This is a genomic window from Paraburkholderia sp. BR10882, from assembly GCF_040948855.1.
In the GTDB taxonomy this organism is placed as follows: Bacteria; Pseudomonadota; Gammaproteobacteria; order Burkholderiales; family Burkholderiaceae; genus Paraburkholderia; species Paraburkholderia nodosa_A.
Genome location: NZ_JBFPKP010000040.1, coordinates 1 through 23,558 on the forward strand (window position 1 = coordinate 1; position 23,558 = coordinate 23,558).

Genomic DNA, 23,558 nt, shown 5'->3' on the forward strand with positions numbered 1-23,558 from the left:
ATGCCCATCGGCTACACTCGACGCTCGATTACGTCAGCCCTATGACGTTCGAGAAGAACTGGCTCGCTGCCCAGCGAGCCGCCTGAATTCCCTCGGCTATGGGATACGTCAAACAGGGGTAAGGTCAATCCTTGCCCGAGTCGAGCATGTGTTTGCGGTCGTGGAGCGGCTGTGGGGCTTCACGAAGGTTCGTTATCGCGGGCTGTCAAAAAACGCCAATCGCGCCTTTGTGGCGCTCGCGCTAGCCAATCTTTACATGTGGCGAGGTCGCTCGACAGCACAGGTGCGCCCGTAGAGGGCCAAAGACGGGCGACAAGCCCGTGCAGGGCCCCTCAAGGGGCCCAACATGAGCAGGAATGCCTCGCTTTTACGACTGTTATTCGCGATCTCAAAAGTTTACACATCTCTTGATCGCAACCCGTTGTGTTTACACGGCTTGATCAGCGTAGCCCTAAGCCAATGCTGATCAAGTCCACCGTTCATGACTGTCGTGCGTTATAGCGTGGACGTGCAACGGCGAAAGTAAAAACGGGATGAAGCAACTGACACTGGCGATGGCTGTCGATCAATGCGGGCGATTCGAGGCGCAGCGCAAACCCACGCGACGCGAAGCGTTTCTCGATGAGATGAGCTCGATCGTGCCGTGGGCGCAGCTGTGCGCAGTGGTGGAGCCGTTTTATCCGACACGCTGCAATGGTCGCCCGCCGATTGCACTGGAGCGCATGCTGCGGATTCGCTTTGTGCAGCACTGGTTCAACCTTGCCGACCTTGCATGCGAAGAGGCCCTGTACGACAGCCTCAGCCTGCGCCGTTTTGTTGGCATTGACCTGGGCAGCGAAACGGTGCCGGACGCCACGACGATGCTCAAATTCCGGCATCTGCTGGAAGAGCACAAGCTGGGCGAGCGAATCTTCGCGGAAGTGGGAGTGGTGCTGCAGGCGCGGGGGCAAAGCTCAAGAGCGGCACGATTGTCGACGCCACACTGATCGGTGCACCCTCGTCGACGAAGAACAAGGAGAAGGCGCGTGACCCGGAAATGCATCAGACGCGCAAGGGCCAGCAATGGTATTTCGGCATGAAGCACCACATCGGTGTGGACAGTCAGAGCGGGCTGGCTCATAGCGCGGTCGTAACCGCCGCCAACGTACACAGCAAGCATCCGCAGCCGCAGTTGCTGCACGGTGAGGAGCAACGCGTCTACGGTGACAGCGCATACGCGAGCCAGAAAGCACTGATTCACAGCAAGGCCCCGAACGCACGTGACTTCACCAACAAGCGCACGCGCCGCAAGGACATCGTCGACGAGGTGGCGCGCCGCAAGAACCGCAACAAGTCGAAGATCCGTGCCCGGGTCGAGCATGTGTTCGCGGTCGTGAAGCTGCTGTGGGGCTTCACGAAGGTTCGTTATCGCGGGCTGGCGAAGAACGCCAATCGCGCCTTCGTTGCGCTCGCGCTGGCCAATCTTTACATGTGTGGTCGCTCGACGGCACAGGTGCGCCCATAGAGGGCCAAAGACGGGCGAAGAGCCCGTGCAGAGCCCCTCAAGGGGCCCAACATGAGCTCGAATGCCCGCTTTTGCGGCTGTTTTTCGCGATCTCGAAAGTTGACGCATGTCTTGGTCGCAACCAGTCGTGTTTACCGGGCTTGATCAGCGTTGCCCTAACACCTTCGAGAACAAGACATCGTCGATGTCGCAACGGTTCTTGGCGGTGTACCCGAGCGGTTGGTCGAGCGTGAACATCACAGATGCGATCGCCGAATAGCAGTGACGCTGCTAACGCCGAGTCGCTTAAATGCTTACCTGCGCGGCGACAGGCCTGCGCTGAATAGTGAGGAATTGCGCGGCTACCAGTTATTCAAGGCAAACCATTGCGCAACCTGCCATGCGGGCAGGAATCTGGGCGGGCAGTCGTTCGAGCGAATGGGTCTCCCGGCCGACTACTTTTCCGTTCGGGGCTACACGTCCGCAGGACAACGGTCGGGCGAATGTTACAAAAGAGTCGCTCGATTGCCATGCGTTCAAGACGCCGACGCTGCGTAACGTGGAACTGACCGCGCCATATTTTTACGACGGTCGCCGTGCTGAACTGCATGCAGCTGTGCGCGACATGGCGACGTATCAGGTCGGCAGGCGATTGCCTCAGTGCGCCAGCTGACGGACTCAGTCGGTCGCGCGGTGACGGATATATCCGTTGGAAACGAGAATCTGTCCGCGCGTACCGAAAAGCACGCTGCATCCCTTTAGAAAACCGCATCAAGATGGCGCAGCTCACCGAGACGGTTCGAAACAACGCTGACAATGCTATTCAGGCGAGCACGCTTGCCTTGAACGCGACCGATCTGGCAGAACGTGGCAACGACGTGGTGTCAACCATGATTGGTACCATCGAGAAAATCAGTGGCAGTTCTGCCAGAATTGCTGAGATCACGGGTGTAATCGAAGGTATCGCCTTCCAGACCAATATTCTGGCGCTCAATGCGGCGGTGGAAGCTGCCCGGGCGGGCGAACAGGGGCGCGGCTTTGTGGTTGTGGCAAGTGAGGTACGCAATCTCGCACAGCATTCGGCCACGGCGGCCAAGGAAATTAAGTCGCTTATTGGTGACCCCGTGGCGGTCGTGGAGCATGGGGCAAGCCAGGCGGCCGACGCAGGAACAACGATAGGGCAAGTCAAGGATGCGATCAGGTGTGTCGCGGATATCGTCAGCGAGATTTCCTGGCGTCTGAAGAGCAAAGCGTCGGCATCAAGTATGTCAACACCGGCATCAGTGAGATGGACAGGGCCACGCAACAAAACGCGGCTTCGTAGAAGCTTTTATTCTCCAGTTTCAGGGATTGCTCACCCCTGCGCCCGCCGACACGTTGAACACCGACACTGAATCCTCCAGTTCGACCGCCTGCGCGTTCAACGCCTGCACGCCGGCGCCTGCCTGCTCCACGAGCTCGCTTGCTCGACGACCTGGCGGCGCATAAAATCTGTACGTTGACCCGAACTCATGGAAGAGAATCATGCGGCGCCGGACCAGCATACACAACGGTTTCAGAGCCATTCGTGCTTGCGGTGTCGCTTGAGACAGGAGGGCGAGGCCCGGTCACATCGGCGGTCTGCCGAGTTACCGCTCGATCACACACGCGATAACGGGTTGGACTCGCCGTCTGGCCCGGTGATAGCAAGCCGGCACGCAGCGGACTCGCAAGCCAGTCCGACTACCCCACATTTCCGGGGTGGTTCAAACTGGGCAGGCGTGCTGCTATCTCCGACCAATAGAGATTCTTTACGTTGACGTGCCTTCAAGATCTGCTTCGCGAACTTGGCAGATTCCTCTGTCCTAGCCATTCACTCGATCCGGCGGAATACTAGCGTGCCGTTGGTGCCGCCGAACCCGAACGAATTTGAAATGGCAACATCAATCGGCATGCGTCGAGCTACGAGGGGTACATAGTCGAGGTCGCATTCCGGGTCGGGCTTTGTCAAGTTGGCGGTCGGCGGCGCAATCTGGTGGTGCACGGTGAGCGCGGTGTAGACGGCCTCGACACCACCCGCAGCGGCAAGCAGGTGCCCGGTCACTGATTTTGTCGAGCTGATCGCGAGGTCCTTGGCGTGCGAGCCGAAGGCTGCCTTCAGCGCGAGCGATTCCGCGCGGTCGCCGAGCGGCGTCGAAGTGCCGTGCGCATTGATGTATTGCACGCTGTCGGCCGCGACGCGTGCATTGCGCAAGGCATTGCGTATGCAGCGGGCCGCGCCTTCCCCGTCTTCCGACGGGCTAGTAATATGGAATGCGTCACCGCTCAGTCCGAATCCGGCCAATTCCGCGTAAATCCGTGCGCCGCGCTGGCGCGCGTGCTTCATCTCCTCGAGCACGATGATGCCCGCTCCTTCACCTAGCACGAAGCCGTCGCGCTCCGCGTCCCACGGGCGGCTCGCTGTCTCGGGACTTTCGTTGCGCGTCGAGAGCGCCTTGGCCCGGCCAAAGCCCGCGAGGCTGCTCTCGGTGATCGCCGCCTCTGCTGCCCCTGCAATCATGACATCGGCGTCACCATACTCGATCAGCCGGGCGGCGTCTCCGATCGCATGAGTGGCGGTCGAGCACGCCGTCGCCATGGCGAGATTCGGTCCCTTGAGCCCGTACCGGATCGAGAGATGCCCCGCGATCATGTTGATGATGGATGAGGGCACGTAAAATGGGGACACCCGCCGCGGCCCTTTGTCCCTGATCGTGAAGGCAGTGTCGACGAGGGTCTGTACGCCGCCGGTTCCGGACCCGACATGAACGCCGATCCGGGAGGCATTTGCTTCGGTCACTGTGAGGCCGCTGTCGACGAATGCTTCCATGCCGGCCACGACACCGAGTTGGATGAAGCGATCCATATGGCGGACCTCTTTTTCCGAAATGAAGCGAGTTGCGTCGAACCCCTTGACTTCGCCAGCGATTTGCGCCGGGAAATCGGTCGTATCGAAAAAGGTGACCCGGCCGATTCCGCTGCGGCCGGCAATGACATTCGACCAATTTTCCTCGACGCCAATCCCGACCGGGGAAATGGCACCAAGACCGGTGACGACGACTCTTCGGTTGTCCATTTTTTCTTATTTGATATCGAAAATCGACCAATACCGCGCGAAATGCTAAAGCTGTCGACCCGTGCGATCGATAGGGAGGGGCTTTACGGTTTGATCCGATAGTAGCCATGTGGCCGTCATCGTCCCACAAAAGCCGGCACCCACTATCACGATCGATACAGTCATTGCCACGGCTCCTATGGTTGTTCTCGTATCCGCTCCCGTAGAAAATTGATTTTGACGTTAAGATGGATATCCGCTCCGATAGCGTCGCTTGCATCGGGGCATATCGGGAAAGTTCTCTTTCCGGCACGGATAGTCGGAAGCTGTGCCGCGCGTCGCAGGAAGCGACTATGCGGCATCTCGCCTCGAACTACAAAATCAATTGTTTGGATAACACTGATTCGCATCGCAAATGAATATCTGCGAAGGACCGGCATGACGAACGCGCGCATCGTCGATGTTCTGCGCAGCGAGCGGATAGTGCAGTCGCTTCAGAACCTTCGCAATTCCTTGGCAAGGGCCGTTCGTGGGTGCCTTCTTGATCATCGGGTCAGAACCGGTTCGTCAGACGCGCATTCTAGCGCCCCCGCACTAATGCGACACAACCCTTCAATGACGCTTAGTGTTGGTATCAATGCATTTGACGCCTTTCTTCTGGTAGTTGCACAGAGAGTCGCGTAACGTGCCGTGTTAGGTAGGTGGGTAGTACGACGACCCGCAGAGCTTAGGTTAATTAACATTTTCCCGATAAGGATTGTGTATGGAAAAGATAAACAACTGATTGCGGGTTTTCCGAAAGGGCGGAATTTGCTTGCGTGCCCCGTCGGGACTGGCTCGCGGGGTTGGCGAGGGCGGTCGGATTAAAGTCAAGGCTTTGCGGATACGAGAATGGCTGCAAAACATGGCCGGCAGGCGATCCCCACAACATTGACGGATGAGCAGTCGGGCATTTGTATTGCAGCATCTGAGCCGTGGCCGCCGCCGACGTTGCTGTTACAGAAGGTGTTCAACTACGGGTGCGTGATGCGTTCCTTCTGCGCGGCAGTCACGACTTCGACGATCTAACTGACGCGCTGTTCCTCTCATCCAGATTGCCGCGCCACAACTCGTGCAGGTTCGCCTCACCGCACGCAGAGCGGCGCGCCCCAATGCAAGCGATCGCAAGCAACGATCTATCCAAATTGGAACTGCACAGATGGGCCAAGTTAATCGTTATATGCTGTTGACCGGCGCCAGCCGCGGTATCGGTCATGCCACAGTTAAGCTTTTTCAGGAAAACAACTGGGAGGTGTTCACTGTCTCACGGCGACCGTTCTCGGACAGTTGCAAGTGGCCTGCGGCGCGTGAAACGCACATCCAAGCAGACCTCGCGGACCTCGATAACATCGACCGGATCGCTTTGGAAGTCAGGCGACGGCTACCTGATGGACAACTACATGCGCTCGTCAACAATGCTGGAATCTCGCCTAAAGGCGAGAACAGATCGCGCCTCGGAATTCTCAACAGCGATATTCAGACATGGATGACTGTTCTTAACGTGAATTTGGTATCCAACGCATTACTGGCGCGATCGCTGTTCCCAGAATTGGTCCGAGCAAAAGGAGCGATTGCCAACGTAACATCGATCGCCGGGGTGAAGGTTCATCCTTTCGCGGGTACTGCGTACGCAGCTTCAAAGGCTGCGCTCGCAGCTCTAACACGAGAAATGGCACACGAGTTTGGCCCCGAGGGCGTACGCGTCAACGCTATTGCGCCGGGCGAAATTGATACCTCGATCCTGTCGCCCGGCACTGAGGAGATCGTGGATCACGGTATTCCTATGCGTCGTCTCGGAGATCCGGCCGAAGTCGCACGAGTAATCTACTTCCTCTGCACTGAGGCCTCGTCGTACATCAACGGAGCAGAGTTGCACGTCAGTGGAGGGCAGCATGTCTGAAGTCATGCGTCGGCACATAAAGACCGACGCCATGTGGCATATGGGCTGAGCCGGCGAAATCTGGAAGAGATGATGGCTGAACGTGGCATCGATGTCGACCATTCAACCGTGCACCGATGGGCGATCAAGTTGCTGCCCGCTCCGGAAAGGCATTTCGACGTCGCAAGCGCGCAGTCGGCAGGAGCCGACGCGTGGATGATACGTATATCAAGGTCAAGGGACAGTGGAAGTACTGTACCGGGCCGTGGACAAAGCGGAAGATGATCGATTTCCTGCTGCGCGCCCACCTTGACAAGGCTGCCCCGAAGCGCCACTTCGAAAAGTCGATCGAGCGCAGCGGCGAACCCGAGGTGGTAACGATCGACAAGAATGGGGCGAATCTCGCTGCGCTTGAGGCTATCGACGCCGGGCGCGAGACGCCGACCAAGATCTGTCAGTCGAAGTATCTGAATATCATCGTCGAGCAGGAAGAAACGCAGCAACGAGACACATCAGTCCAGGACCGACCCCGATGCGCAATTCTATCGCAAAGGCAAAACGGCCAGCGAATTGGGGTAATGGGCCGTACGCTGACCGATAACCGGCACGGTCTGGTGGTCAATGCGCGCGTGACACGCGCCGACGAACATGCTGAGCGTGAAGCGGCTAAGATCATGATCCACGACGCACGGCAAGCGGCAGACGATGCCAGCGCAGACATCACACTGGGCGCGGACAAGGGTTACGATGGCCAGGAGTTCATCGAGGCGTGCCAGCAGATGAGGGTCACCCGCACGTTGCGCAAAACACGCAAAACACCTCGAGGCGGCGTTCGGCAGTGCCCGATACGATTGCCCCGAGCGTGGGCGACGCCATTTCGCAGGCTGCAAGTGCTTGGGGTGAGAACTGGCATGGCGAGAAGCGCAGCAACGACACGCATGAATTCAGCGCGGACAGTCAGCCGCGGCTGTTTCGCAAGAGTCCTGGTACGGGCGCGATGCTTTCTGATATGGGGCACGTGCTGACGGATAGCCGGCATGGCCTCGTGGTGAACGCACAGGTGACGCAGGCCAACGGCACAGCCGAGCGAGACACAGCGGCCGAGATGCTTGCGTATGCCGCGCAGTTTGCCAGTACATCGATTATGGTCGGCGCTGACAAAAACTACGACACGGCTGGTTTCGTGGCAACGTGTCGCGCAAATGGCGTGACGCCGCATGTTGCGCAAAACGATGGTCGCGCGGGCAGCTCGGCCATTGACGGACGTACAACGCGCTGATCCGGCTACGCCATCAGTCAGCGCAAGCGCAAATGCATCGAGCAGTTTTTTAGCTGAAGCAAGACAGTCGGCAGGATTCGGCAGGTGATGTCTCGAGGGCTGCAGCGCGTTGACCACCGCGCGGTACCGCGCGACGGGCACGCCCCTTCCGGAACCGCAGGTCGCGCGGCGGCTCGCTGGAACGATGGGCCGCTTGGTCGGCAACCGTATGGCAGCGTTTAGACGGTGTTATGAACTTTCGGCCAGACCTGGTACCCTGGCGGGATGAAAAACGCAGACCCTACCCAACGGATGTATCGAATGAAGAGTGGTCCTTCGCCGCTCCGTACCTGAAATTGATGAATCAGGACGCGCCTCAGCGTCGCTACGAATTGCGCGAAATGTTCAACGCCTTGCGCTGGATTGTCCGCGCGGGTGCACCGTGGCGTCTGCTGCCCAATGACTTTCCGCCGTGGGAGTTGGTCTATCAGCAGACACAGCGCTGGATTCAGGCAGGCTGTTTCGAAGCCATGGTCAATGACCTACGTTCGATTATCCGCGTGGCGCAGGATCGCCGGGGGCATCCCAGTGCAGTCATCCTCGATGGCCGTACGCTGCAGTCGACGTGCGAGAGCGGTCCACGCGCAGGCTATGACGGGTACAAGCGTAAGAAAGGCAGCAAGGTGCATAGGCGGTGGATACATTGGGGCAACTGCTTGCGGTGCATGTGACGCCGGCCAACGAACAGGAGCGCGCAGGTCGCGGAATTGGCTCGTCAGGTTCAGCAGGCCACGGACCACACAATCAAAGTGGCGTTCGCCGATCAGGGCTATACCGGAGAGGAGCCGCGCAGGCGGCACTCGATGAAGGCATTGAGCTTCAGGTAATCAAGCTGTCGCAGGCAAAAAAGGGGGGCGTGTTGCTGCCACGCCGCTGGGTGGTTGAGCGCAGCTTCGGCTGCGCTCAACCGTTTCCGCCGACTGGCAAGAGACTACGAGCGCCTGCCTGAAACCTTGGCCGGTCTGCATTTCGTCGTCTTTGCCATGCTCATGCTCGTCCATGCTGTGCCCAATATCCAAAGGATCTAACATTCTCTAGAAACGAATCGGCGATCAACCTCCTGCCGGTGCTGCGTCCGCTCATTTCGCCGAGTAATATGGTTGCCGCTTATCCATCAAATAATACGATCGTCGTCACTGACTATGCGGATAACATCCGCCGCATCGAGCAGATCATCGAGGGCGTAGATTCTGCGGCTGGCCAGCAGGTGCAGGTAGCATACCTGAAGAACGCGAATTCGCTCGACGTTGCGACCCAGATGACCCAAGATGCTTGACCCTGGGGCGATCGGCAATGTGGATGCGACGCTGAAGGTCTTGGTGCAGGCTGATCCGCGCACGAATTCGCTAATGCTGCGTGCGTCGAACGCAGCGCGCCTCGCGGCGGCTAACCCAACTGCCCGATGGTCGCCCCGAGGCGCTTTTCCAATTTTAGATAAAGCCGAACCGCTCGAAGACGCTCTTCATACGAGTACATGAACTACGTCTAGGTAGTCCAAGTTTTCGTCCGCACCCCCGGGGGGCAGTACATCGGCGCTAACAGCTTCGGACATTCGACCATGAAACATCGAAATGCGAAGCCATCTCTGAATCCCGAAACGACAGCCCGTGCTGTCCCGTTTGTTATCTAGATGACGTCGGCTGTAGGAATTCGTTCAATTGATTGCGTGGTTGTGCAATCACTTTGACCGTCGGCGGTCTCATTTTTGCAGGCATGCATCTTGTATGCGAATCGACCTAGCGGGCTGTTGAAGACTGAAACGATCCGTGGAGCAGATGGCAACGCCAAAGCGATGTTCACAATGGCAGCGCTGGATGACTTTGAGGCTACGAGCCACCCCTTGCGGCCGATTCGTATCTGGCGGAATGATGCGCGCAAGCGCATGGGCCGGGTGTTCGCACGCTTGTACGCGAGTCATCCGAAGTGCAGTTGCCGTGCAGCGCCAAGGACAAACTGATTCGTGCGCTGCTGGTGCAGGTGTGGTATTCGGTTCGAAGCGAGCGTACGCAGAGACAGGGGCAAGACGGTCGGTATCAATTCGATACGGACCAGACAGATGCGGCAGTTCTTGGGAGGTTACTCGAGCTGGTGAGCTGTATCTCAGCAGACTACCAGGAGTTGCAGACCGCCCCGTTGCCGCGTATGAAACTCTCCCAGTATTCGTACTGGAATTTCTTGAACCAGAGCCAAAGGAGATAGAAAATATGCACCGGAAACAAGGGAGTGGCGAGGCCGCAGGACACCACGGGGAGCTCCTCCAGGGAATGTTTGAAGACGATGATGGTTTGCTGTGGCGTGGTTTAGTCTCCATGCCTTACCGGAGTCTCAAGTCAAGGGCAGAGTTCCTGCCGAACGAGAACAAGCGAGAAGTAGACGTTTTTCCAAGCCGTTGCGAAAAAGCCAAACGCGCCGCAGAAATCACGCTTGAGCGGTTCTCGGCTGCGAGGGTGGGGGGGGTACTTGGGCTTACGAGCAATATCCCTGTTGCGCGTGGTATGGGGTCATCCACAGCTGATGTAGTGGCCAGCATCTTGGCAGTTCTTGAATCGCTTGATATCGAGCTGCCGCCTAGCGATGTTATGCAAATTGCAGTAAGCGCTGAGTCGGCATGTGATTCAACAATATTCTCGCAGCAGGCGGTACTATTTGCGCAACGAGATGGATTTGTTCTTGAAGCATTCAGGAGACCGATTCCTCCGATTGACTTTATAAGTGTGACTGCGGATACCGAACAGACTGTCAACACGCTTGATATGGAATTGCCCCAGTACAACTTAGAAGAGGTCGAGAACTTTCGACCGATTCGAGCTCTATTGCGTAAAGGGATTGATACATCCGATATAAAATTGCTCGGCCGCGTCGCGACAGCAAGCACTTGGCTTAATCAGCGATTTTTACGAAAGCCACGTCTACGCGATATTGAAGAAATTGGGCGAAAATATGGTTCAGTTGGACTACAGATAGCACACAGCGGAACGGTTATTGGCGTGATGTTCGATCCGGCGAGCGAAAGAACTGCGGAGAACATGTATTTGGCTACCCGTGAATTAGTGTGTTCAGGATTTGAAGCTACTGTTATCGCGAAGTGATAAAAACACTGGGAATAAAAGGATGATGAATCGAAATATTATGCGAAACCTTGAGGATTTCGAAAATCCACGGATCGTCAGGCTGGATGCTAATTTTTATGGGGCAAGCTTCTTTCTGATGAAGCTGCTTCCGGCGCGGTTCATACTCGAACAAGCTGTGTCGGAGGGGCTGCTCAAACCGGGTGCCACCATCTGCGAGTCCTCCTCTGGTACATTTGGTCTAGCGTTAGCCATGTTAGCCGTTCAGTATGGCTATAAACTCATATTGGTAAGCGATTGGGCAATCGATCGTCACCTTAAAAGCCGCCTTGTAGAGCTTGGTGCACACGTAGAAGTTGTGAACGATCCGGCACCACAAGGGGGGCTACAACAGGCTAGGCTAAATAGGTTGGCTAAATATCTGAAGGAAATCCCTGGCAGCTTCTGGCCGTCTCAATATTCTAACACCGGCAATCCACTGGCCTACGGTAAGTTCGCGGAACTACTGATCCAAAAACTTGTGAAGGTCGACTGCCTGGTGGGGCCAGTTGGTTCCGGTGGGTCGATGTCAGGCACTACTAGATTTTTAAGAGTGCCATTCCCTGAGTTACACGCTATTGGCGTGGATATGCCACATTCTGTTTTGTTCGGACAGCCCTGCGGAGATTTGGGGGATCTTAGTGGGCTCGGGGGGGAAATTGTGCCTTCCAACGTGGATCATCGGCAGTTTGACGAGGTTCACTGGCTGACGCCTGCAGAAGTGTTTCATGCAACTCATCAACTACATCGAGAACATGGGCTATTTATGGGGCCGACCAGTGGCGCAGCCTATAGAGTGGCAGATTGGTGGTCCAGGAAGAACCCCGGGAAAAACGTTGTGGCGATTTTTCCAGATGAGGGACACCGCTATGTCGATACTATTTATAACTATGAAGGCGACTGGCTTTCGTCTTTGTCCATTACGTCTTCTTATGTGCGGGAGGCACCGGTAACTGTGGAGGCACCCACGGAGGTGTTGAGCGGTTGGTCGTGTTATGCGTGGGGGAGACGAACACTTGACGAGGTTCTTTCTCGTGTCATTGAAGAAGAGAGGCCCGAGCTTGTCTCTCGACAGCAAAAACTGGAAGTCTCACAAGCAGTCGCCAGTGCCTCAGAACAATCCTTTTGCACCGCACCGACCTCCCACATTGTGGCAGGCGATGCCAGGCTGTTAGAATTGTCGTGTCTCGACAGTGCTACCGTCGCGCACCTCAGGCTGGATGCCGATCAATGTCAATATGTCGACCCGTTGTACGTAGTGTTTTCAGAACTGAGGCAAAGCCAAAATTCGGAATTCGAGCATTGTTTTTCAGTCGTAGCGCATGACGATGTTGTAGGTTTTTTTGTCCTTCGAGAAAAGGCCGCAGTGCCAGAATGGGCGAATCCGGACGCTATGACGATGCACAGCCTGCGGGTGGGCCTATCATACCAAGGTAAGGGGTACGGTAAAGCTGCGGCAGAACTAGCTATTGGGTGGATCGCGTCCAATCGCCCAAATGTCGACCGTTTAATGCTTGCCGTCAATGCGCGGAATGTGGTAGCTAAACGCATGTATCTAGGCTTTGGCTTCAGAGATACAGGACTAACCTACTGCGGCCCGATTGGTATTCAGAATATTTTTGAATATGAAATTACACCAGAAAAGTGATTGCCTTCAACTGGCTTTTGACTGAGCGTTTCTTGTCTCGGCCCAAGCCTAATATTTCGTCCCAGAAATGACTTAACGTAAATTCAGATTGGTCTATGATCGAATCACGGTGAGTTGGGGGCGATCATGGGACGCAAAGGAATCGAGCTTGTCGTGTCGGAGCTGGAGCGAGAGCAATTTTTCTCAATGAGCCGCTCGCGTTCGCTGCCTCACTCTCTCGTGCGCCGGGCAAAGATTATCTTGATGGCCGCTGACGGTCATACCGGTCAAGAAATTGCGACGCAGTGCGAAGTAACACCGCCTGCAATTACGCACTGGAAGAAGCGCTTTGTTGCCCACGGACTTGCCGGTCTGCATGATGAAGCCCGTCCAGGCCGGCCTCGCACGCATGATGATGAAGCAGTCGCGGAATTGCTTGCGAGGATGCTGCATGAGAAGCCGGACGGGGCAACGCACTGGAGCGTGCGCTCCGCTGCTGCGCAGACAGGGATTTCGAAGAGTTCGGTGGCCCGATATCTGTCGTTGTTCGGCGTACAGCCTCATCGGTCAAAAAGCTCCAAGCTGTCTAATGATCCCTACTTCGTGGAGAAGGTGCGCAATATCGTCGGCCTGCACCTGAGTCCGCCGACCAATGCCCTGGTGCTATGCGTCGACGAGAAGAGCCAGTGTCAGGCGCTGGAGCGTACGCAGCCGATGTTGCCGATTGGGTTGGGCTATCTCGAAGGAGTGACACATGATTACGTCCGGCACGGCACCACCACTCTGTTCGCCGCGCTCGATACGGCAACCGGTGAAGTTATTGTGCAATGTAAGCCGCGCCACCGACATAAGGAATTCATGGCGTTTCTCAGGCATGTGGATCAGGCGGTGCCTGCCGATCTCGATGTGCATCTGATCGTCGATAACTATGCGACACACAAGCATCCCAAGGTCAGGGCGTGGCTGGCCAGGCATACGCGCTACCACATACACTTCACGCCGACTTACTCAAGCTGGCTGAATCAGGTCGAACGCTGGTTTGGCCTGATTACACAGCAGGCGATCCGTCGAGGGTCGTTCAAGAACGTGCGTCAACTCATCACCAGCATCGAGTGATATATCGCGCAGTACAACCAACACGGCCGACCGTTCGTATGGACCGCGACTGCCGATTCAATTTTCCAGAAAGTGGCTCGGCTATGCAAAGTTATTTCTGGGACAGAACAAGCACTGTGTCGATATATTCCTGCAGGACGATCTGTTGCTCCGGCCGGGCGAACCTGATGCCTTCCAGCCAGCGCCAATGCGCTTGCGTCCATCTGGAGCGGCCCGTGTAGCGATGGCCATGCCGCGCCAGAAATGACAGCAGCCGTTGCTTGGCCTGGCGTTGCAGATGCTTCATGTCCTCACGCGCACGGGTCAGATCGCGCAGCGCCTCCTGTGCCTGATCCGGAATCCACACGGGGCTCAACTCACCGGCGCGATACAGGCGCGCCAGGCTCAGGGCATCGCGCCGGTCGGTCTTCACGCGCTCGCCCGGCTTCTTCGGAATCAGCGACGGCGCCACGACCTGGCAGTCCTGCTTGAGTTCCCGCAGCTGTCGGCAAATGGTGTAGCCACAGGGGCCGGCTTCGTAGCAGAACGCAAGCCGTCCTGTGCCCCGCTTGAGCTGTGCGACCAGTTTCGCAATGGCCTCAGGTGTGTTCACAATCTCGCCCACATACCGCACTTCGCCAGCCGTGTCGGCGACCGCCACTGCAACCGTTTCCTGATGTACATCCAGGCCCACGTACTTGCTAAACTTGTTCATGACCTGCCCCCTCAATGCGGCTCTGAGCCGCGGTGTAGCCCACCTCAAGCTTAATCCGCGTAACTTGAGGTGCGGCAGGTCCATACATGATGTCTAGGAGGCTCTTGAAATAGCTTCCGACGTGGTCATCGGAGGGAAGCGGTAAACATTGAAACGAGGAACGGACAACACTGAGACCAAACGCTGCGCGGAGCGGACGACCCTTATCCCGTCGAGCGAGTTGTCGCTCGTGCGAATCAATTTGGTTGATATGAAGGTGGATGGAGGAAAGGCAGCAGGCCAAGGGCAATGCAGTCGCAGCGCGCACATCCCGCAGATTGGGGCGGTCTTGTGACATGGGAACGGCGCTCGACGGCATACGACAGACGGCCAAAGGCCGACCGGGTGTAAAGCTGACCACCCTGTTGCATCACATCTACGCGGTCGACCGCTTGCGGGCAGCTTACTTCGGGCGGGAGCGCAAGGGGCTGCCGGGGTGGACGGCGAGACGTGGCAGTCGTACGGACTGGACCTTGAAGGCCGGCTTCTGGACCTGTCCGACCGGCTCGCCCGAGGGGCTTACCGGCCCCAGCCTATCAGACGCGTGTACTTCGACAAAGCCGACGGCAGCAAACGCCCGCTGGGCGTGCCGGCGCTGGAGGACAAGCTTGTCCAGCTTGCCACGGTCGAAGTACTCAATGCGATCTACCACCCAGTGGAAACGCAATAGACGTCTATCAGGTTAGTGCAGTTTCATTGGTTCAGTGGAACAGAACATATGATAAGTTTACGAGCGACCGCGATTAAGGTTTGCATGTTTTGTGGAGTTTTTCTGAGTGAAAAAATGATAGCAAAGCGACTACACGAAAAAATTCGGCACGAGATAACGCGGCGTGTGGCAGAGCAGGAGTATGCCGTGGGCGAACGACTGCCGTCGATCTGCGAGCTCGCCGATAGTTTCGGTGTCAGTGTGACAACTGTAGGTCGCGCAATAGAAGATCTCCGGTCGACTGGGATAGTGGACTGCGTGCCCGGGCGTGGAATCTTTGTGAGGGAGAAGCGACGATTCATCCTTGATTTTGGTTTTTCGCTTACGCGTTCTGTCGGTCGGCAGCCCCCTGTTATTGAGCCACAGACCACGATAGTTTCCGTAACACGAGAAGAGCTCTCAAGCTTCGTATTCAGAGAATTTGATGTTCCAATTGAACCCATTTGCTGTGTCAGAACGTTGACGTCGATTGCTACAATGCCGATTGTGTTTGACACTCTATACGTGTCGCAATGCTTTGGCGATGATATTGTTGACGAGCTGGATAGGAAGTCGGTTGGTGAGTTGCTACATGACCGTGGAATTTCCGTCGAAAGCTCAAGATTGCTTTTACAAGCACGGCCTGCCTCGGATGAGGCGAAAGCTGTCTTTTCGATTCCAGAAGGATTTCCAACGCTACAGCGGGTTTATCAGTTAATAGCAGAAGACCCAGTGGTCTCGGTCTTTGGGGTATCCGAGTCGCCGTTCGACCGGCTGGCATGGAGGACGGAGTGAATGGGATGGGATGTTTCGGGTCGAGGGCAATGCTGATTGACAGTGTCACGTGAGATTCCCCCGGTTTTTCGCCTTCCAGAGGCCCGGGTTATGCAGCCGCACCTCTTGTCCGCTGAGCCACAAGCCAGTCTTGCATGACCTGGGATGGCGACGCGAAGCCAAGCGATGAGTGACGACGACTGCGGTTATAAAACTCTTCGAAATATTCGAACGTCCGCCACGGCTTCGCGATGCGTGCGATACCTCGTGTCATGCAGGCGCTCGTTCTTCAGGCTGTTGAAGAAACTTTCCGTCGGTGCGTTATCCCAGCAACTGCCTTTGCGGCTCAGATGCACGTGATGTCCGAGGTGAACACCTGATTGGGTTGCGAATGCACGCGAGGCGCTCGCGCTCGTCTGCTTCCCTGGCGATCTGCTCATCGAGCCAGGCTGTGAGCTTTTCGAGCTGCGCGAGCTGCATGGGCTTCGCCCGCTTCTCGGTTGCGGGATGCAGCGCAACGATGCCTCTGAGAACCTTGCGTACATGCGGTGCCTTCGTCGGATCCGGAAAACCCTGCGTCTGATGCCATTGCGCGAGCGCTGCAAGCCGCGAGCGCAGGGTATTGATAGACAGGGTTTCTGCGTGATCGGCAAGGTACCGCGCGATCATGTCAGCGCTCGCGGGCAGAAAGCCCCGCATCCGGTGTGCCGACTGCGGGCATCGTGTACTGCTGACGCTGGACGACCAGGTCGTCTATACGCACCTGGCCGGCGATCGCACAGTGGGCCTCTATCCACTAATGCCGGACGGCACCTGCTACCTGCTCGCTGTCGACTTCGACGAGGAAGGCTGGCGTGAAGATGCGCAGGCATTCCGGCAATCCTGCCTCGAGATGGACGTGCCCGTATCGCTCGAAATCTCGCGTTCAGGCAACGGCGCTCACGCGTGGATCTTCTTCTCGTCGGCCGTTGCTGCACGTGACGCGCGACGGATGGGCTCAGCCATCATCAGCCACACCTGTACCCGGACCCGTCAGCTCGAACTGACGTCCTATGACCGGCTCTTCCCGAACCAGGACGTGCTGCCCAAAGGCGGCTTCGGTAACCTCATTGCCCTGCCGCTGCAGAAGCACCCGCGCGAGCATGGTTGGAGCGTGTTTGTCGATGACGGCTTTCAGCCGTACGCTGATCAGTGGTCGTATCTCGCGTCCGTGCAAACCATGGACAGCCGCGACATCGAGGGGGTGATCTTTCGCGCCACGGGCGGTGCGCACCCGCTCGACGTCGCGTTCATCGCCGAGGAGGATCAGGCCGAACCGTGGAAGCCGCCACCCGCGCAGCCGAAGCGGCTGGCCGGAACGATGCCGGCATCGCTCACACTGACGCTCGCGAACCAGCTCTATCTTGAAAAGGCGCAGCTTCCGCAGGCACTGCTCAACCGGCTCATCCGGCTGGCCGCCTTCCAGAATCCGGAGTTCTACCGGGCCCAGGCGCGCGGCTTCAGCGTATGGGACAAGCCACGCATCATTGGGCGCGCCGAGAACTGCCCGCGCCACATTGCATTGCCGCGCGGATGCCTTGACGACGTCGTGACGCTACTGCGCGATAACGACATCGCCTGCGACATCCGCGACGAGCGCTGCACCGGCGAGCCGCTTGCAGTTCCGTTTGCCGGCACGTTGCGCGATGACCAGCAGGCGGCCGTCACCGACCTGCTGCGACACGACACCGGCATCCTGCATGCGCCGACGGCGTTCGGCAAGACCGTGACGGCGGCCGCGATGATCGCGCAGCGTGGCGTCAACACGCTCGTGCTTGTGCACCGCCGGGAGCTGCTTGACCAGTGGTGCGAGCGCCTGCAGTCGTTTCTCGCACTCGACGCGCGCGCGATCGGCACGATCGGCGGTGGCAAGTCGAAGGCGACGGGCCGGATCGATGTCGCGATGCTGCAATCCGTGGCACCCGATGGTGCCCGCGGCGAGCTGTTGCGGCGTTACGGCCATGTCATTGTCGACGAATGTCACCACGTCTCGGCGGATTCCTTCGAGGCGGTGCTCAAGGCCGTCCATGCCCGTTACGTGCTGGGTCTGACGGCGACGCCCGTGCGGCGCGACAGCCAGCAACCGGTGATGTTCATGCTGTGCGGGCCGATCCGGCATGCGGCGAAATCCCCGGCCAGCGCGCCCCAGATGCTCGAGGTCTTCCCGCAAAGGCTCACCTCCGCAGTGGACGTCGCGGCCGACGCGCCAATCCAGGCGGTGTTCGCTCAGCTCGCGCAGGACACCCCGCGCACGCAGATGATCGCGGCGGCTGTACATGAACAGTACGGGCAGGGGCGGAACGTGCTGGTACCGGGCAATGGGCTATCAGGTCCGCACGCCCGGAGAAGATATCCAGCTCCAGTTGGCCTGAAACCGGTGGTGAATTCGTATTCCGTATCGTTTCTTGCTGTTTGCTGTCACCGGCACGTTAGTCGTCGCGCATTGCAGACTGAAGACCGAGGTGCTCGACGAACGGATCGAAATCCCGGTCGCTGAAGAGCAGCGGCGCACCGTTTTCAATGCACCACGTCGCGATCAGCGTATCGATGGTTTTGCGGATCGTTACGCCCTGCGCTCGCAAGATGCGGTAATTCCGGGCCGCCTGAATGGCGTTATCCGGCCCCACCAGCGAGACGACATCGAATCGCGTCGTCATCAGCTGCCGGGCAGTATTGAACGCCGACTCGGCGGCAAATCCCTGTAGCACCTCGGCGACGATCAGGTCGCCGGTGACCAGCACCTCCCGGCCCAGCAGGGCATCCAGTCGGCTGGCTTGGGGTGAAGCCAGCCCCCGGAAGTAGTCGATCCACACGCTTGAATCGACGAGTATCACTGGTCGCGCCTCATGGCATCCAGGTCGCCTTCCCACGGTAATTTGCCGCGGAACTGGCGAATCTGCTCCTGCTGCTTGAGCCGGATGATCGTTTTCAGGCCAAGCTCGACCGCTTCACGTTTGGTCCGGATGCCCGTTGCGGCAAGCGCTTCGGCCATCAACCGGTCGTCGATCTCGATATTGGTACGCATGGCGCGCCTCGTAAATGTGTATAAAACAATTGAATTATACACATCAAACGCTTGTGGTCCACGCTCCGGGTTGCGACATCCCGATTTGACCAGCAATCCCCTGGAGATCGTCAATTTCCATGTTTCGTACCGGTTGTGCGGCGGAACCAGCCGGATTCGGACCATCACACTGGATAATGCGCCTTTATCGCATGCCAGCCACACCCACATCCGGCCGCCCTTGACCGCGTTCAGCGATACGTATATACATGGTACGTAATACAGTACGATATTCGAGCGAGGAAGCAGATGGCCCGCACCGGTCTTACGCGCATGGACGTGAAGCGCGCCCGCGACGCGTTGCTCGCACAGGGGCAGCACGCATCGATCGACGCGATACGTATCGCGCTCGGCAACACGGGCTCGAAAACCACGATCCACCGCTAAGAAGATGAGGGCGCGTCACTGACACACGCCGGGTCGCTCTCGGACGCGATCCAGGATCTGGCGGCCCGGCTCGCGGCCCGCCTGCATGAAGAAGCACAAGCCCTCGTCGACCAGCAGGCCGCCGCTGCGGCCGGGCAGCGCCAGCAGGCGCAGTCCGAAATCGCAAGGCTCGGCGCTGAGCTGGCCACGGTGCGGGAGCAGCTCTCTGGCGCGACCGCCGCCCTTTGCGCGGAGCAGGAGGCGCACGCCGGGACTCGCGTGGCGTTGCATCAGCGCGACCTGGACGTCGAGCGGCTCACCCAGCAGGTAGGCGACCAGACCGAGCGCCTTGCCGAGCAGGAAGGCTTCCGCCTGTCGCTTGAGGCCAGGCTCGTGCATGCGCGCGATGCCCTTGAGCACTTCCGTACGGCTGCGCGCGAGCAGCGCGAACAGGAAGCGCGCCGACATGAGCAGCAGGTCCAGCAGGTGCAGGCTGAGCTACGCCAGGCGAACCAGACGGCCATCGTCCGGCAGAACGAGATCACACAGCTGAACCGGGACAACGCGCGGCTCGTCGCAGAAGCGACGGCCACGACCCGGCTCGCACGCGATCAGCAGGCACATGGCGAGGCGCTGCAGTCCGCCCTCAATCGTGCGCTCACCGATCGGGCGCGCGCCGAGGCCGAGCGCGACGCAGCGCAGTCGGCAGCCGATGCGCGGGCAGCCGAGCTGCTCCAGGTACGCGAGGCTCGCGACTCGCTCCGCGCGGACCGCACGAAGCTGGCCGCGCAGCTCGAAGCACAGCAGCAGCTCCTGGTGGACTACCGGATGCGGCTGGGCGGCGCGGACGCGGCGGGCTGAAAGCGCCGCGTCGCGTGCCGAAAGGACATCACGCTGGCAACGCGCACGCTTTTCGGCGCTTGCCATGAAACATTTTGGCTTTCGCGTCGGCCCGAAGTCTCATGGCTCTGCCGGGTTGCGCGCCAGCACATTCACCTTCTTCTCTTCCATGCGCTTCGCTACGGGAATCTGGCATGAGCGAATACCAATACTACGAGTTTGCATGCGTCGACCAGCTGCTTACGGCGACCCAGCAGGCAGAGTTGCGCAGTTTCTCCACGCGGGCCACGATTACCGCCTCGAGCTTCGTCAACGAATATCACTGGGGCAACCTCAAGGGCGACCCGCTCGAGTGGGTACAGCAATATTTCGATGCCCACGTCTACTCCTCCAACTGGGGGAGCTGCCGCCTGCTTCTTCGCCTGCCGCGCGGGACGTTTGACGCGGCGACCCTCCGCGATTACGTCAAGGCTGGACGAAAGAGGCGCTCCCGTTTCGAGAAAGCGTTCGAGGCCATGGACGTCGATGACTGGTGCCTCCTCGACTGGTCGTTCAACGATGACTCGGGCGAACACGCCCGCTTCTCGGAGGAGATGGATGGTGCGGGGTGGATGACGCGCCTGCTGCCTGTACGCGACGAGCTGCTCGGCGGCGATGCTCGCCCGCTTTATCTTGGGTGGCTTGTCCGCCTCGCGAATGATGAGCTACACGATGACGAAATCGAACCGCCGGTGCCTGCGGGATTACAGGCGTTGACGCCCGCACAGGTAGCACTGGCCGAGTTTCTGATGCTGGATGCGGAATGGCTCGCCGCCGCCGCCGAGGCCAGCCCGTCAATATTGGCCCCAGAATCCAGCGGGAGCGAAGACAGTCGCTTTGATCCCTGGTTACGTGAGTTGCCGGTTGAGGAAATGCGGGCGAAACTGCGCATGCTGCTACAGGGACGCAGCCGTGAAGCGGAGCGAACGCTTCGAAACGCTTTTCTCAAATGGGAGAAGGGTAGGAATGCAAAGCAATTGAATTTTCCCGGGCGCCGTCGAATATCCGAGATCGAATCAAGGGTCGCCTCTCATCGCGCCATCCGTGAAAGAAGGGAGCAGGAAGCAACGCTACGCCGACGACGCGGTGGTTCATTGCCGCAGTCTGGCGCAGGCACAAGCCGTGATGCAAGCGATTGCAGAGCGGCTGGCAGAGCGTGGTCTGACGATGCATCCGGAGAAGTCCAAGATCGTGTATTGCAAGGACGGTAAGCGCACTGGCACTTACAGGTCGAGGTGAACGAGGAGAAGAGCCGCACCGTGGATCTGAGATGCAAGGAGAGCTTCGGCTTTCTGGGGTTTGACTTCCGTGAACTCCGCAGTTTCAGGACACGGGCGTGGCGAGCGCACTACACGCCGAAGCTGAAGAAGCGTACGGCGTTACTGCGCAAGCTCAAGGAGGTGTTCCGGCGATACCAGTCGCAGCCGACAAATCGGGTGGTACAACTGATTAATCCGGTGCTGCGGGGCTGGGTGCAATACTTCGCTATCGGGGACTCCAACGAGTGCTTCAACTTCATCAGGGACTGGGTGGAAAAGAAGATCAGGCGCCACATGGGGCGATCCCGGAACCGACGGGGCTTTGGCTGGAAGCGGTGGAGTAGGCGTTGGCTGTATGAGGAACTGGGGCTGTTCAATGGCTACCGGGTCCGCCGTACCGTCGCACCGAAAGCGCGCCCGGCATGATAGGTCCCATAAACCTTGACGTGAAGCAAACAGGAGAGCGTAGTGCGGGAAAACCGCAAGCTGCGTTCGACGTGGCGGGAGCTGGAAACGTGACTATGGCAGCCGGACTGAGGTCCACCGCGAAAGCGGTGGAGAGACCACCGGAGCCTACCGTGCGCGCGCCAGTTCTCGACCCTACCTGCGAGAGACTCGGGGTGCAACTCCCCGGGTCTACTCACCTCCATAGTGATGGTCTCCGGGCTCGCCGTTCTCGTCGATGGCTTTCTCGAAATAGCGACGGGCGGCAGCCTTGTCACGATGGGCTCGAAGCAGGAAATCCACCGTCTTTCCGGCCTTGTCCGCAGCGCGATAAAGGTGTTTCCACTGGCCACGCACCTTGGCGTACGTCTCGTCCACCGCCAGCTCTTGCCGGGGCGGCCAGTGGAAATGTTTGCACTGGGCCGCATGAAAAAAACTGCTGCCCCACACAGTTTGTTCTGGCTGAACTACATATCAATTATTTTGATGTTAATTGTCTTGTGTCTCCCCCCCAGGAGGCGAAAATTTTATCTCGCGCGGGCAGTGTGCGGTAACCAAGTGGGCTCGCCAACCCAAGCTCCGTCGACTGGTTTCTGAGCCGCAGTGCGTTATGGATCGTCATCGACGAAGTCAGCCAAGTTGACAGTGCGCTTCTCACCACCACGAGAGCGCCCCACTACCTGCTCGCGGTACAGCGACGCAAGATTTCGTGAGGATACGTAATGCCGGGCCTTCGCATGCTCGATGCCAAAGTAACGTTGCATCGTGACGACGGCGTCCGCGCTCCTGAAGCCAGCTTTCCCTAACACTTCAAATGCTTTTTCAACACGGCACAGACTGACCACCAAGTCGCCTTCTTGAAGCCACTCTCGCTCAATGTCGACTGCAAGGTCGTCGCAGCAGATCTTATTGAACGTCTCTTGGAACATCGCGTCGGGACCTTCAACGCAATAGATGCCTAGATGGACCAGTCGGAATACCACGCCCACGACGAGGGTTAATTGGGGTGGTACCGCAGCGCGAGGAGACTGCATTACCTTATTCACGTGACCATCCTTATGCTGCACTGCCCATGAGGTAAGAATCAATTCCTAACGGGCCGAAAAGACCTCTTGGTTTCGATTTCGGTTCTGCGTGGTCGACAGCTTGATCACGCCACGCTGTCCTCGTGAAAAAGGGGCGCGCCAACCGCTGCCCAAAGCTTAGTGACGGAAAGCACAAATGGTTGGGCTGGTCGTAACTGTCTGTGTGATAGTTCATGAGAAGATGACTGTTAAGTTTATCCATGGCTGTGTCGCGATAGTGGACTCAGGGCGAGTAAGGGCCGTTACGATAACAAGTGGTTGCGGGGGCACTGTCACGTTGGCGAGGTAGTCACGCAAGATGACACGATGAAGAAAAGAAAATCGCTTTATCACGGCCACCGGTTCCCGGCGGCAGTCATTAGTCTCGCGGTTCGGTGGTATTTCCGGTTCCAACTGAGCCTGCGTGATATTGAAGAGCTGCTGTTCGAGCGCGGTGTCGTTGTCAGTTACGAGCGATCCGGACCTATCCGAATGAAAGGGACTTCCCCGTCCCGAGGCTGCGGCGGAAGCCGCGAGTCGGCATCGAAGTGCCATGATGGAGTGTCGAACTACATCAACGCCAACAGGAGGGGAAGTCCATGCCAA

At 58.2% G+C, this 23,558-nt stretch carries 21 protein-coding genes and 12 pseudogenes; 23 read left to right on the forward strand and 10 right to left on the reverse strand.

What is annotated here, in order from left to right; translation table 11 throughout:
* Window positions 1-127: 127 nt before the first annotated feature.
* From AB3X99_RS40200 to AB3X99_RS40215, 4 genes and pseudogenes are all read left to right on the forward strand, one after another.
* Window positions 128-295: pseudogene (locus AB3X99_RS40200) on the forward strand (transposase); the annotation flags it as partial.
* 238 nt (window positions 296-533) lie between these two features.
* Window positions 534-986: a transposase gene (locus tag AB3X99_RS40205; protein ID WP_368661996.1), complete on the forward strand. Its 453-nt coding sequence runs from the start codon at window positions 534-536 to the stop codon at window positions 984-986.
* Window positions 869-1,504, forward strand: coding sequence for an IS5 family transposase (locus tag AB3X99_RS40210; protein ID WP_368662008.1), 636 nt, complete (start codon window positions 869-871; stop codon window positions 1,502-1,504). The genes AB3X99_RS40205 and AB3X99_RS40210 overlap by 118 nt, the downstream gene beginning before the upstream one ends.
* A 654-nt stretch (window positions 1,505-2,158) precedes the next feature.
* Window positions 2,159-2,801, forward strand: a pseudogene (locus AB3X99_RS40215) (methyl-accepting chemotaxis protein); the annotation flags it as partial.
* 25 nt (window positions 2,802-2,826) lie between these two features.
* On the opposite strand, the gene AB3X99_RS40220 reads toward AB3X99_RS40215, so the two are convergent.
* Together AB3X99_RS40220 and fabF are read right to left on the reverse strand one after the other, a co-directional pair.
* Window positions 2,827-3,048: a hypothetical protein gene (locus tag AB3X99_RS40220; protein WP_368661997.1), complete on the reverse strand. Its 222-nt coding sequence runs from the start codon at window positions 3,046-3,048 to the stop codon at window positions 2,827-2,829.
* 287 nt (window positions 3,049-3,335) lie between these two features.
* Window positions 3,336-4,577, reverse strand: a complete 1,242-nt coding sequence (gene fabF / locus AB3X99_RS40225) for a beta-ketoacyl-ACP synthase II (protein WP_069268843.1) — start codon at window positions 4,575-4,577, stop codon at window positions 3,336-3,338.
* An 870-nt stretch (window positions 4,578-5,447) separates the two neighbouring features.
* Between fabF and AB3X99_RS40230 the strand changes: the two genes are divergently transcribed.
* The 11 genes and pseudogenes from AB3X99_RS40230 to AB3X99_RS40280 all read left to right on the forward strand — a co-directional run bounded on the left by AB3X99_RS40230 (window position 5,448) and on the right by AB3X99_RS40280 (window position 13,810).
* Window positions 5,448-5,624, forward strand: a complete 177-nt coding sequence (locus AB3X99_RS40230) for a hypothetical protein (protein ID WP_176733000.1) — start codon at window positions 5,448-5,450, stop codon at window positions 5,622-5,624.
* A 130-nt stretch (window positions 5,625-5,754) separates the two neighbouring features.
* Window positions 5,755-6,495: an SDR family NAD(P)-dependent oxidoreductase gene (locus tag AB3X99_RS40235; protein WP_368661998.1), complete on the forward strand. Its 741-nt coding sequence runs from the start codon at window positions 5,755-5,757 to the stop codon at window positions 6,493-6,495.
* Window positions 6,496-6,519: 24 nt separating this feature from the next.
* Window positions 6,520-6,965, forward strand: a pseudogene (locus AB3X99_RS40240) (transposase); the annotation flags it as partial.
* Window positions 6,964-7,357: pseudogene (locus tag AB3X99_RS40245) on the forward strand (transposase); the annotation flags it as partial. The pseudogenes AB3X99_RS40240 and AB3X99_RS40245, both read left to right, overlap by 2 nt.
* Window positions 7,358-7,375: 18 nt before the next feature.
* Window positions 7,376-7,807: pseudogene (locus AB3X99_RS40250) on the forward strand (transposase); the annotation flags it as partial.
* 176 nt (window positions 7,808-7,983) lie between these two features.
* A pseudogene (locus AB3X99_RS40255) lies at window positions 7,984-8,820 on the forward strand (IS5 family transposase).
* Window positions 8,821-8,828: 8 nt separating this feature from the next.
* Window positions 8,829-9,180, forward strand: a pseudogene (locus AB3X99_RS40260) (secretin N-terminal domain-containing protein); the annotation flags it as partial.
* A gap of 374 nt (window positions 9,181-9,554) precedes the next feature.
* Window positions 9,555-9,796 (forward strand): annotated as a pseudogene (locus tag AB3X99_RS40265) (IS5/IS1182 family transposase); the annotation flags it as partial.
* Between the two features lie 260 nt (window positions 9,797-10,056).
* Window positions 10,057-10,881: a GHMP kinase gene (locus AB3X99_RS40270; RefSeq protein WP_368661999.1), complete on the forward strand. Its 825-nt coding sequence runs from the start codon at window positions 10,057-10,059 to the stop codon at window positions 10,879-10,881.
* A gap of 22 nt (window positions 10,882-10,903) precedes the next feature.
* The gene (locus AB3X99_RS40275) at window positions 10,904-12,547 is read left to right on the forward strand and encodes a pyridoxal-phosphate dependent enzyme (protein WP_083245641.1); all 1,644 of its coding nucleotides are present in this window, start codon (window positions 10,904-10,906) and stop codon (window positions 12,545-12,547) included.
* Between the two features lie 126 nt (window positions 12,548-12,673).
* Window positions 12,674-13,810: pseudogene (locus tag AB3X99_RS40280) on the forward strand (IS630 family transposase).
* Here the strand turns inward: AB3X99_RS40280 and AB3X99_RS40285 are convergent.
* Complete coding sequence (locus AB3X99_RS40285) at window positions 13,734-14,420, reverse strand: transposase (RefSeq protein ID WP_368662000.1); 687 nt, start codon at window positions 14,418-14,420, stop codon at window positions 13,734-13,736. The pseudogene AB3X99_RS40280 and the gene AB3X99_RS40285 overlap by 77 nt on opposite strands.
* 391 nt (window positions 14,421-14,811) lie before the next feature.
* Here AB3X99_RS40285 and AB3X99_RS40290 point away from each other — a divergent pair, with 391 nt between their 5' ends.
* Both AB3X99_RS40290 and AB3X99_RS40295 read left to right on the forward strand, forming a co-directional pair.
* Window positions 14,812-15,045 (forward strand): hypothetical protein, encoded by a 234-nt coding sequence (locus AB3X99_RS40290; RefSeq protein ID WP_368662001.1) that lies wholly within the window; start codon window positions 14,812-14,814, stop codon window positions 15,043-15,045.
* A gap of 114 nt (window positions 15,046-15,159) precedes the next feature.
* A complete protein-coding gene (locus AB3X99_RS40295; protein WP_368662009.1) occupies window positions 15,160-15,858 on the forward strand; it encodes a GntR family transcriptional regulator in 699 nt (232 codons plus the stop codon).
* An 88-nt stretch (window positions 15,859-15,946) separates the two neighbouring features.
* On the opposite strand, the pseudogene AB3X99_RS40300 reads toward AB3X99_RS40295, so the two are convergent.
* Both AB3X99_RS40300 and AB3X99_RS40305 read right to left on the reverse strand, forming a co-directional pair.
* A pseudogene (locus AB3X99_RS40300) lies at window positions 15,947-16,187 on the reverse strand (integrase core domain-containing protein); the annotation flags it as partial.
* Window positions 16,159-16,506: a hypothetical protein gene (locus AB3X99_RS40305; protein ID WP_069268839.1), complete on the reverse strand. Its 348-nt coding sequence runs from the start codon at window positions 16,504-16,506 to the stop codon at window positions 16,159-16,161. The gene AB3X99_RS40305 and the pseudogene AB3X99_RS40300, both read right to left, overlap by 29 nt.
* Here AB3X99_RS40305 and AB3X99_RS40310 point away from each other — a divergent pair.
* A complete protein-coding gene (locus AB3X99_RS40310) occupies window positions 16,505-18,373 on the forward strand; it encodes a DEAD/DEAH box helicase family protein (RefSeq protein ID WP_368662002.1) in 1,869 nt (622 codons plus the stop codon). The genes AB3X99_RS40305 and AB3X99_RS40310 overlap by 2 nt on opposite strands.
* Here the strand turns inward: AB3X99_RS40310 and AB3X99_RS40315 are convergent.
* Together AB3X99_RS40315 and AB3X99_RS40320 are read right to left on the reverse strand one after the other, a co-directional pair.
* Window positions 18,306-18,710 (reverse strand): PIN domain nuclease, encoded by a 405-nt coding sequence (locus AB3X99_RS40315; RefSeq protein WP_027820332.1) that lies wholly within the window; start codon window positions 18,708-18,710, stop codon window positions 18,306-18,308. The two genes, AB3X99_RS40310 and AB3X99_RS40315, sit on opposite strands and share 68 nt — an antisense overlap.
* Entirely contained in the window at window positions 18,707-18,901 is a 195-nt protein-coding gene (locus AB3X99_RS40320; RefSeq protein ID WP_028215418.1) for a type II toxin-antitoxin system VapB family antitoxin, read from the reverse strand. Before AB3X99_RS40320 ends, AB3X99_RS40315 begins: the two co-directional genes overlap by 4 nt.
* Before the next feature lie 288 nt (window positions 18,902-19,189).
* Between AB3X99_RS40320 and AB3X99_RS40325 the strand changes: the two genes are divergently transcribed.
* Window positions 19,190-19,327: a DNA-binding protein gene (locus AB3X99_RS40325; RefSeq protein WP_368662003.1), complete on the forward strand. Its 138-nt coding sequence runs from the start codon at window positions 19,190-19,192 to the stop codon at window positions 19,325-19,327.
* A gap of 15 nt (window positions 19,328-19,342) precedes the next feature.
* Here AB3X99_RS40325 and AB3X99_RS40330 read toward each other — a convergent pair whose 3' ends face one another.
* A complete protein-coding gene (locus AB3X99_RS40330) occupies window positions 19,343-19,774 on the reverse strand; it encodes a hypothetical protein (RefSeq protein WP_368662004.1) in 432 nt (143 codons plus the stop codon).
* Between the two features lie 18 nt (window positions 19,775-19,792).
* Here AB3X99_RS40330 and AB3X99_RS40335 point away from each other — a divergent pair, with 18 nt between their 5' ends.
* The 3 genes from AB3X99_RS40335 to AB3X99_RS40345 all read left to right on the forward strand — a co-directional run bounded on the left by AB3X99_RS40335 (window position 19,793) and on the right by AB3X99_RS40345 (window position 21,870).
* On the forward strand, window positions 19,793-20,167 hold the full coding sequence (locus tag AB3X99_RS40335) for an integrase (protein WP_368662005.1): 375 nt from the start codon (window positions 19,793-19,795) through the stop codon (window positions 20,165-20,167).
* Between the two features lie 1,104 nt (window positions 20,168-21,271).
* Window positions 21,272-21,424, forward strand: a complete 153-nt coding sequence (locus AB3X99_RS40340; protein WP_368662010.1) for a hypothetical protein — start codon at window positions 21,272-21,274, stop codon at window positions 21,422-21,424.
* Window positions 21,421-21,870 (forward strand): group II intron maturase-specific domain-containing protein, encoded by a 450-nt coding sequence (locus AB3X99_RS40345; protein WP_368662006.1) that lies wholly within the window; start codon window positions 21,421-21,423, stop codon window positions 21,868-21,870. The genes AB3X99_RS40340 and AB3X99_RS40345 overlap by 4 nt, the downstream gene beginning before the upstream one ends.
* A gap of 237 nt (window positions 21,871-22,107) precedes the next feature.
* On the opposite strand, the pseudogene AB3X99_RS40350 reads toward AB3X99_RS40345, so the two are convergent.
* Both AB3X99_RS40350 and AB3X99_RS40355 read right to left on the reverse strand, forming a co-directional pair.
* Window positions 22,108-22,266: pseudogene (locus AB3X99_RS40350) on the reverse strand (DDE-type integrase/transposase/recombinase); the annotation flags it as partial.
* A 230-nt stretch (window positions 22,267-22,496) separates the two neighbouring features.
* Window positions 22,497-22,934, reverse strand: a complete 438-nt coding sequence (locus tag AB3X99_RS40355) for a hypothetical protein (RefSeq protein WP_368662007.1) — start codon at window positions 22,932-22,934, stop codon at window positions 22,497-22,499.
* Window positions 22,935-23,279: 345 nt separating this feature from the next.
* On the opposite strand from AB3X99_RS40355, the pseudogene AB3X99_RS40360 reads away from it, so the two are divergent.
* Window positions 23,280-23,558, forward strand: a pseudogene (locus AB3X99_RS40360) (IS6 family transposase); the annotation flags it as partial.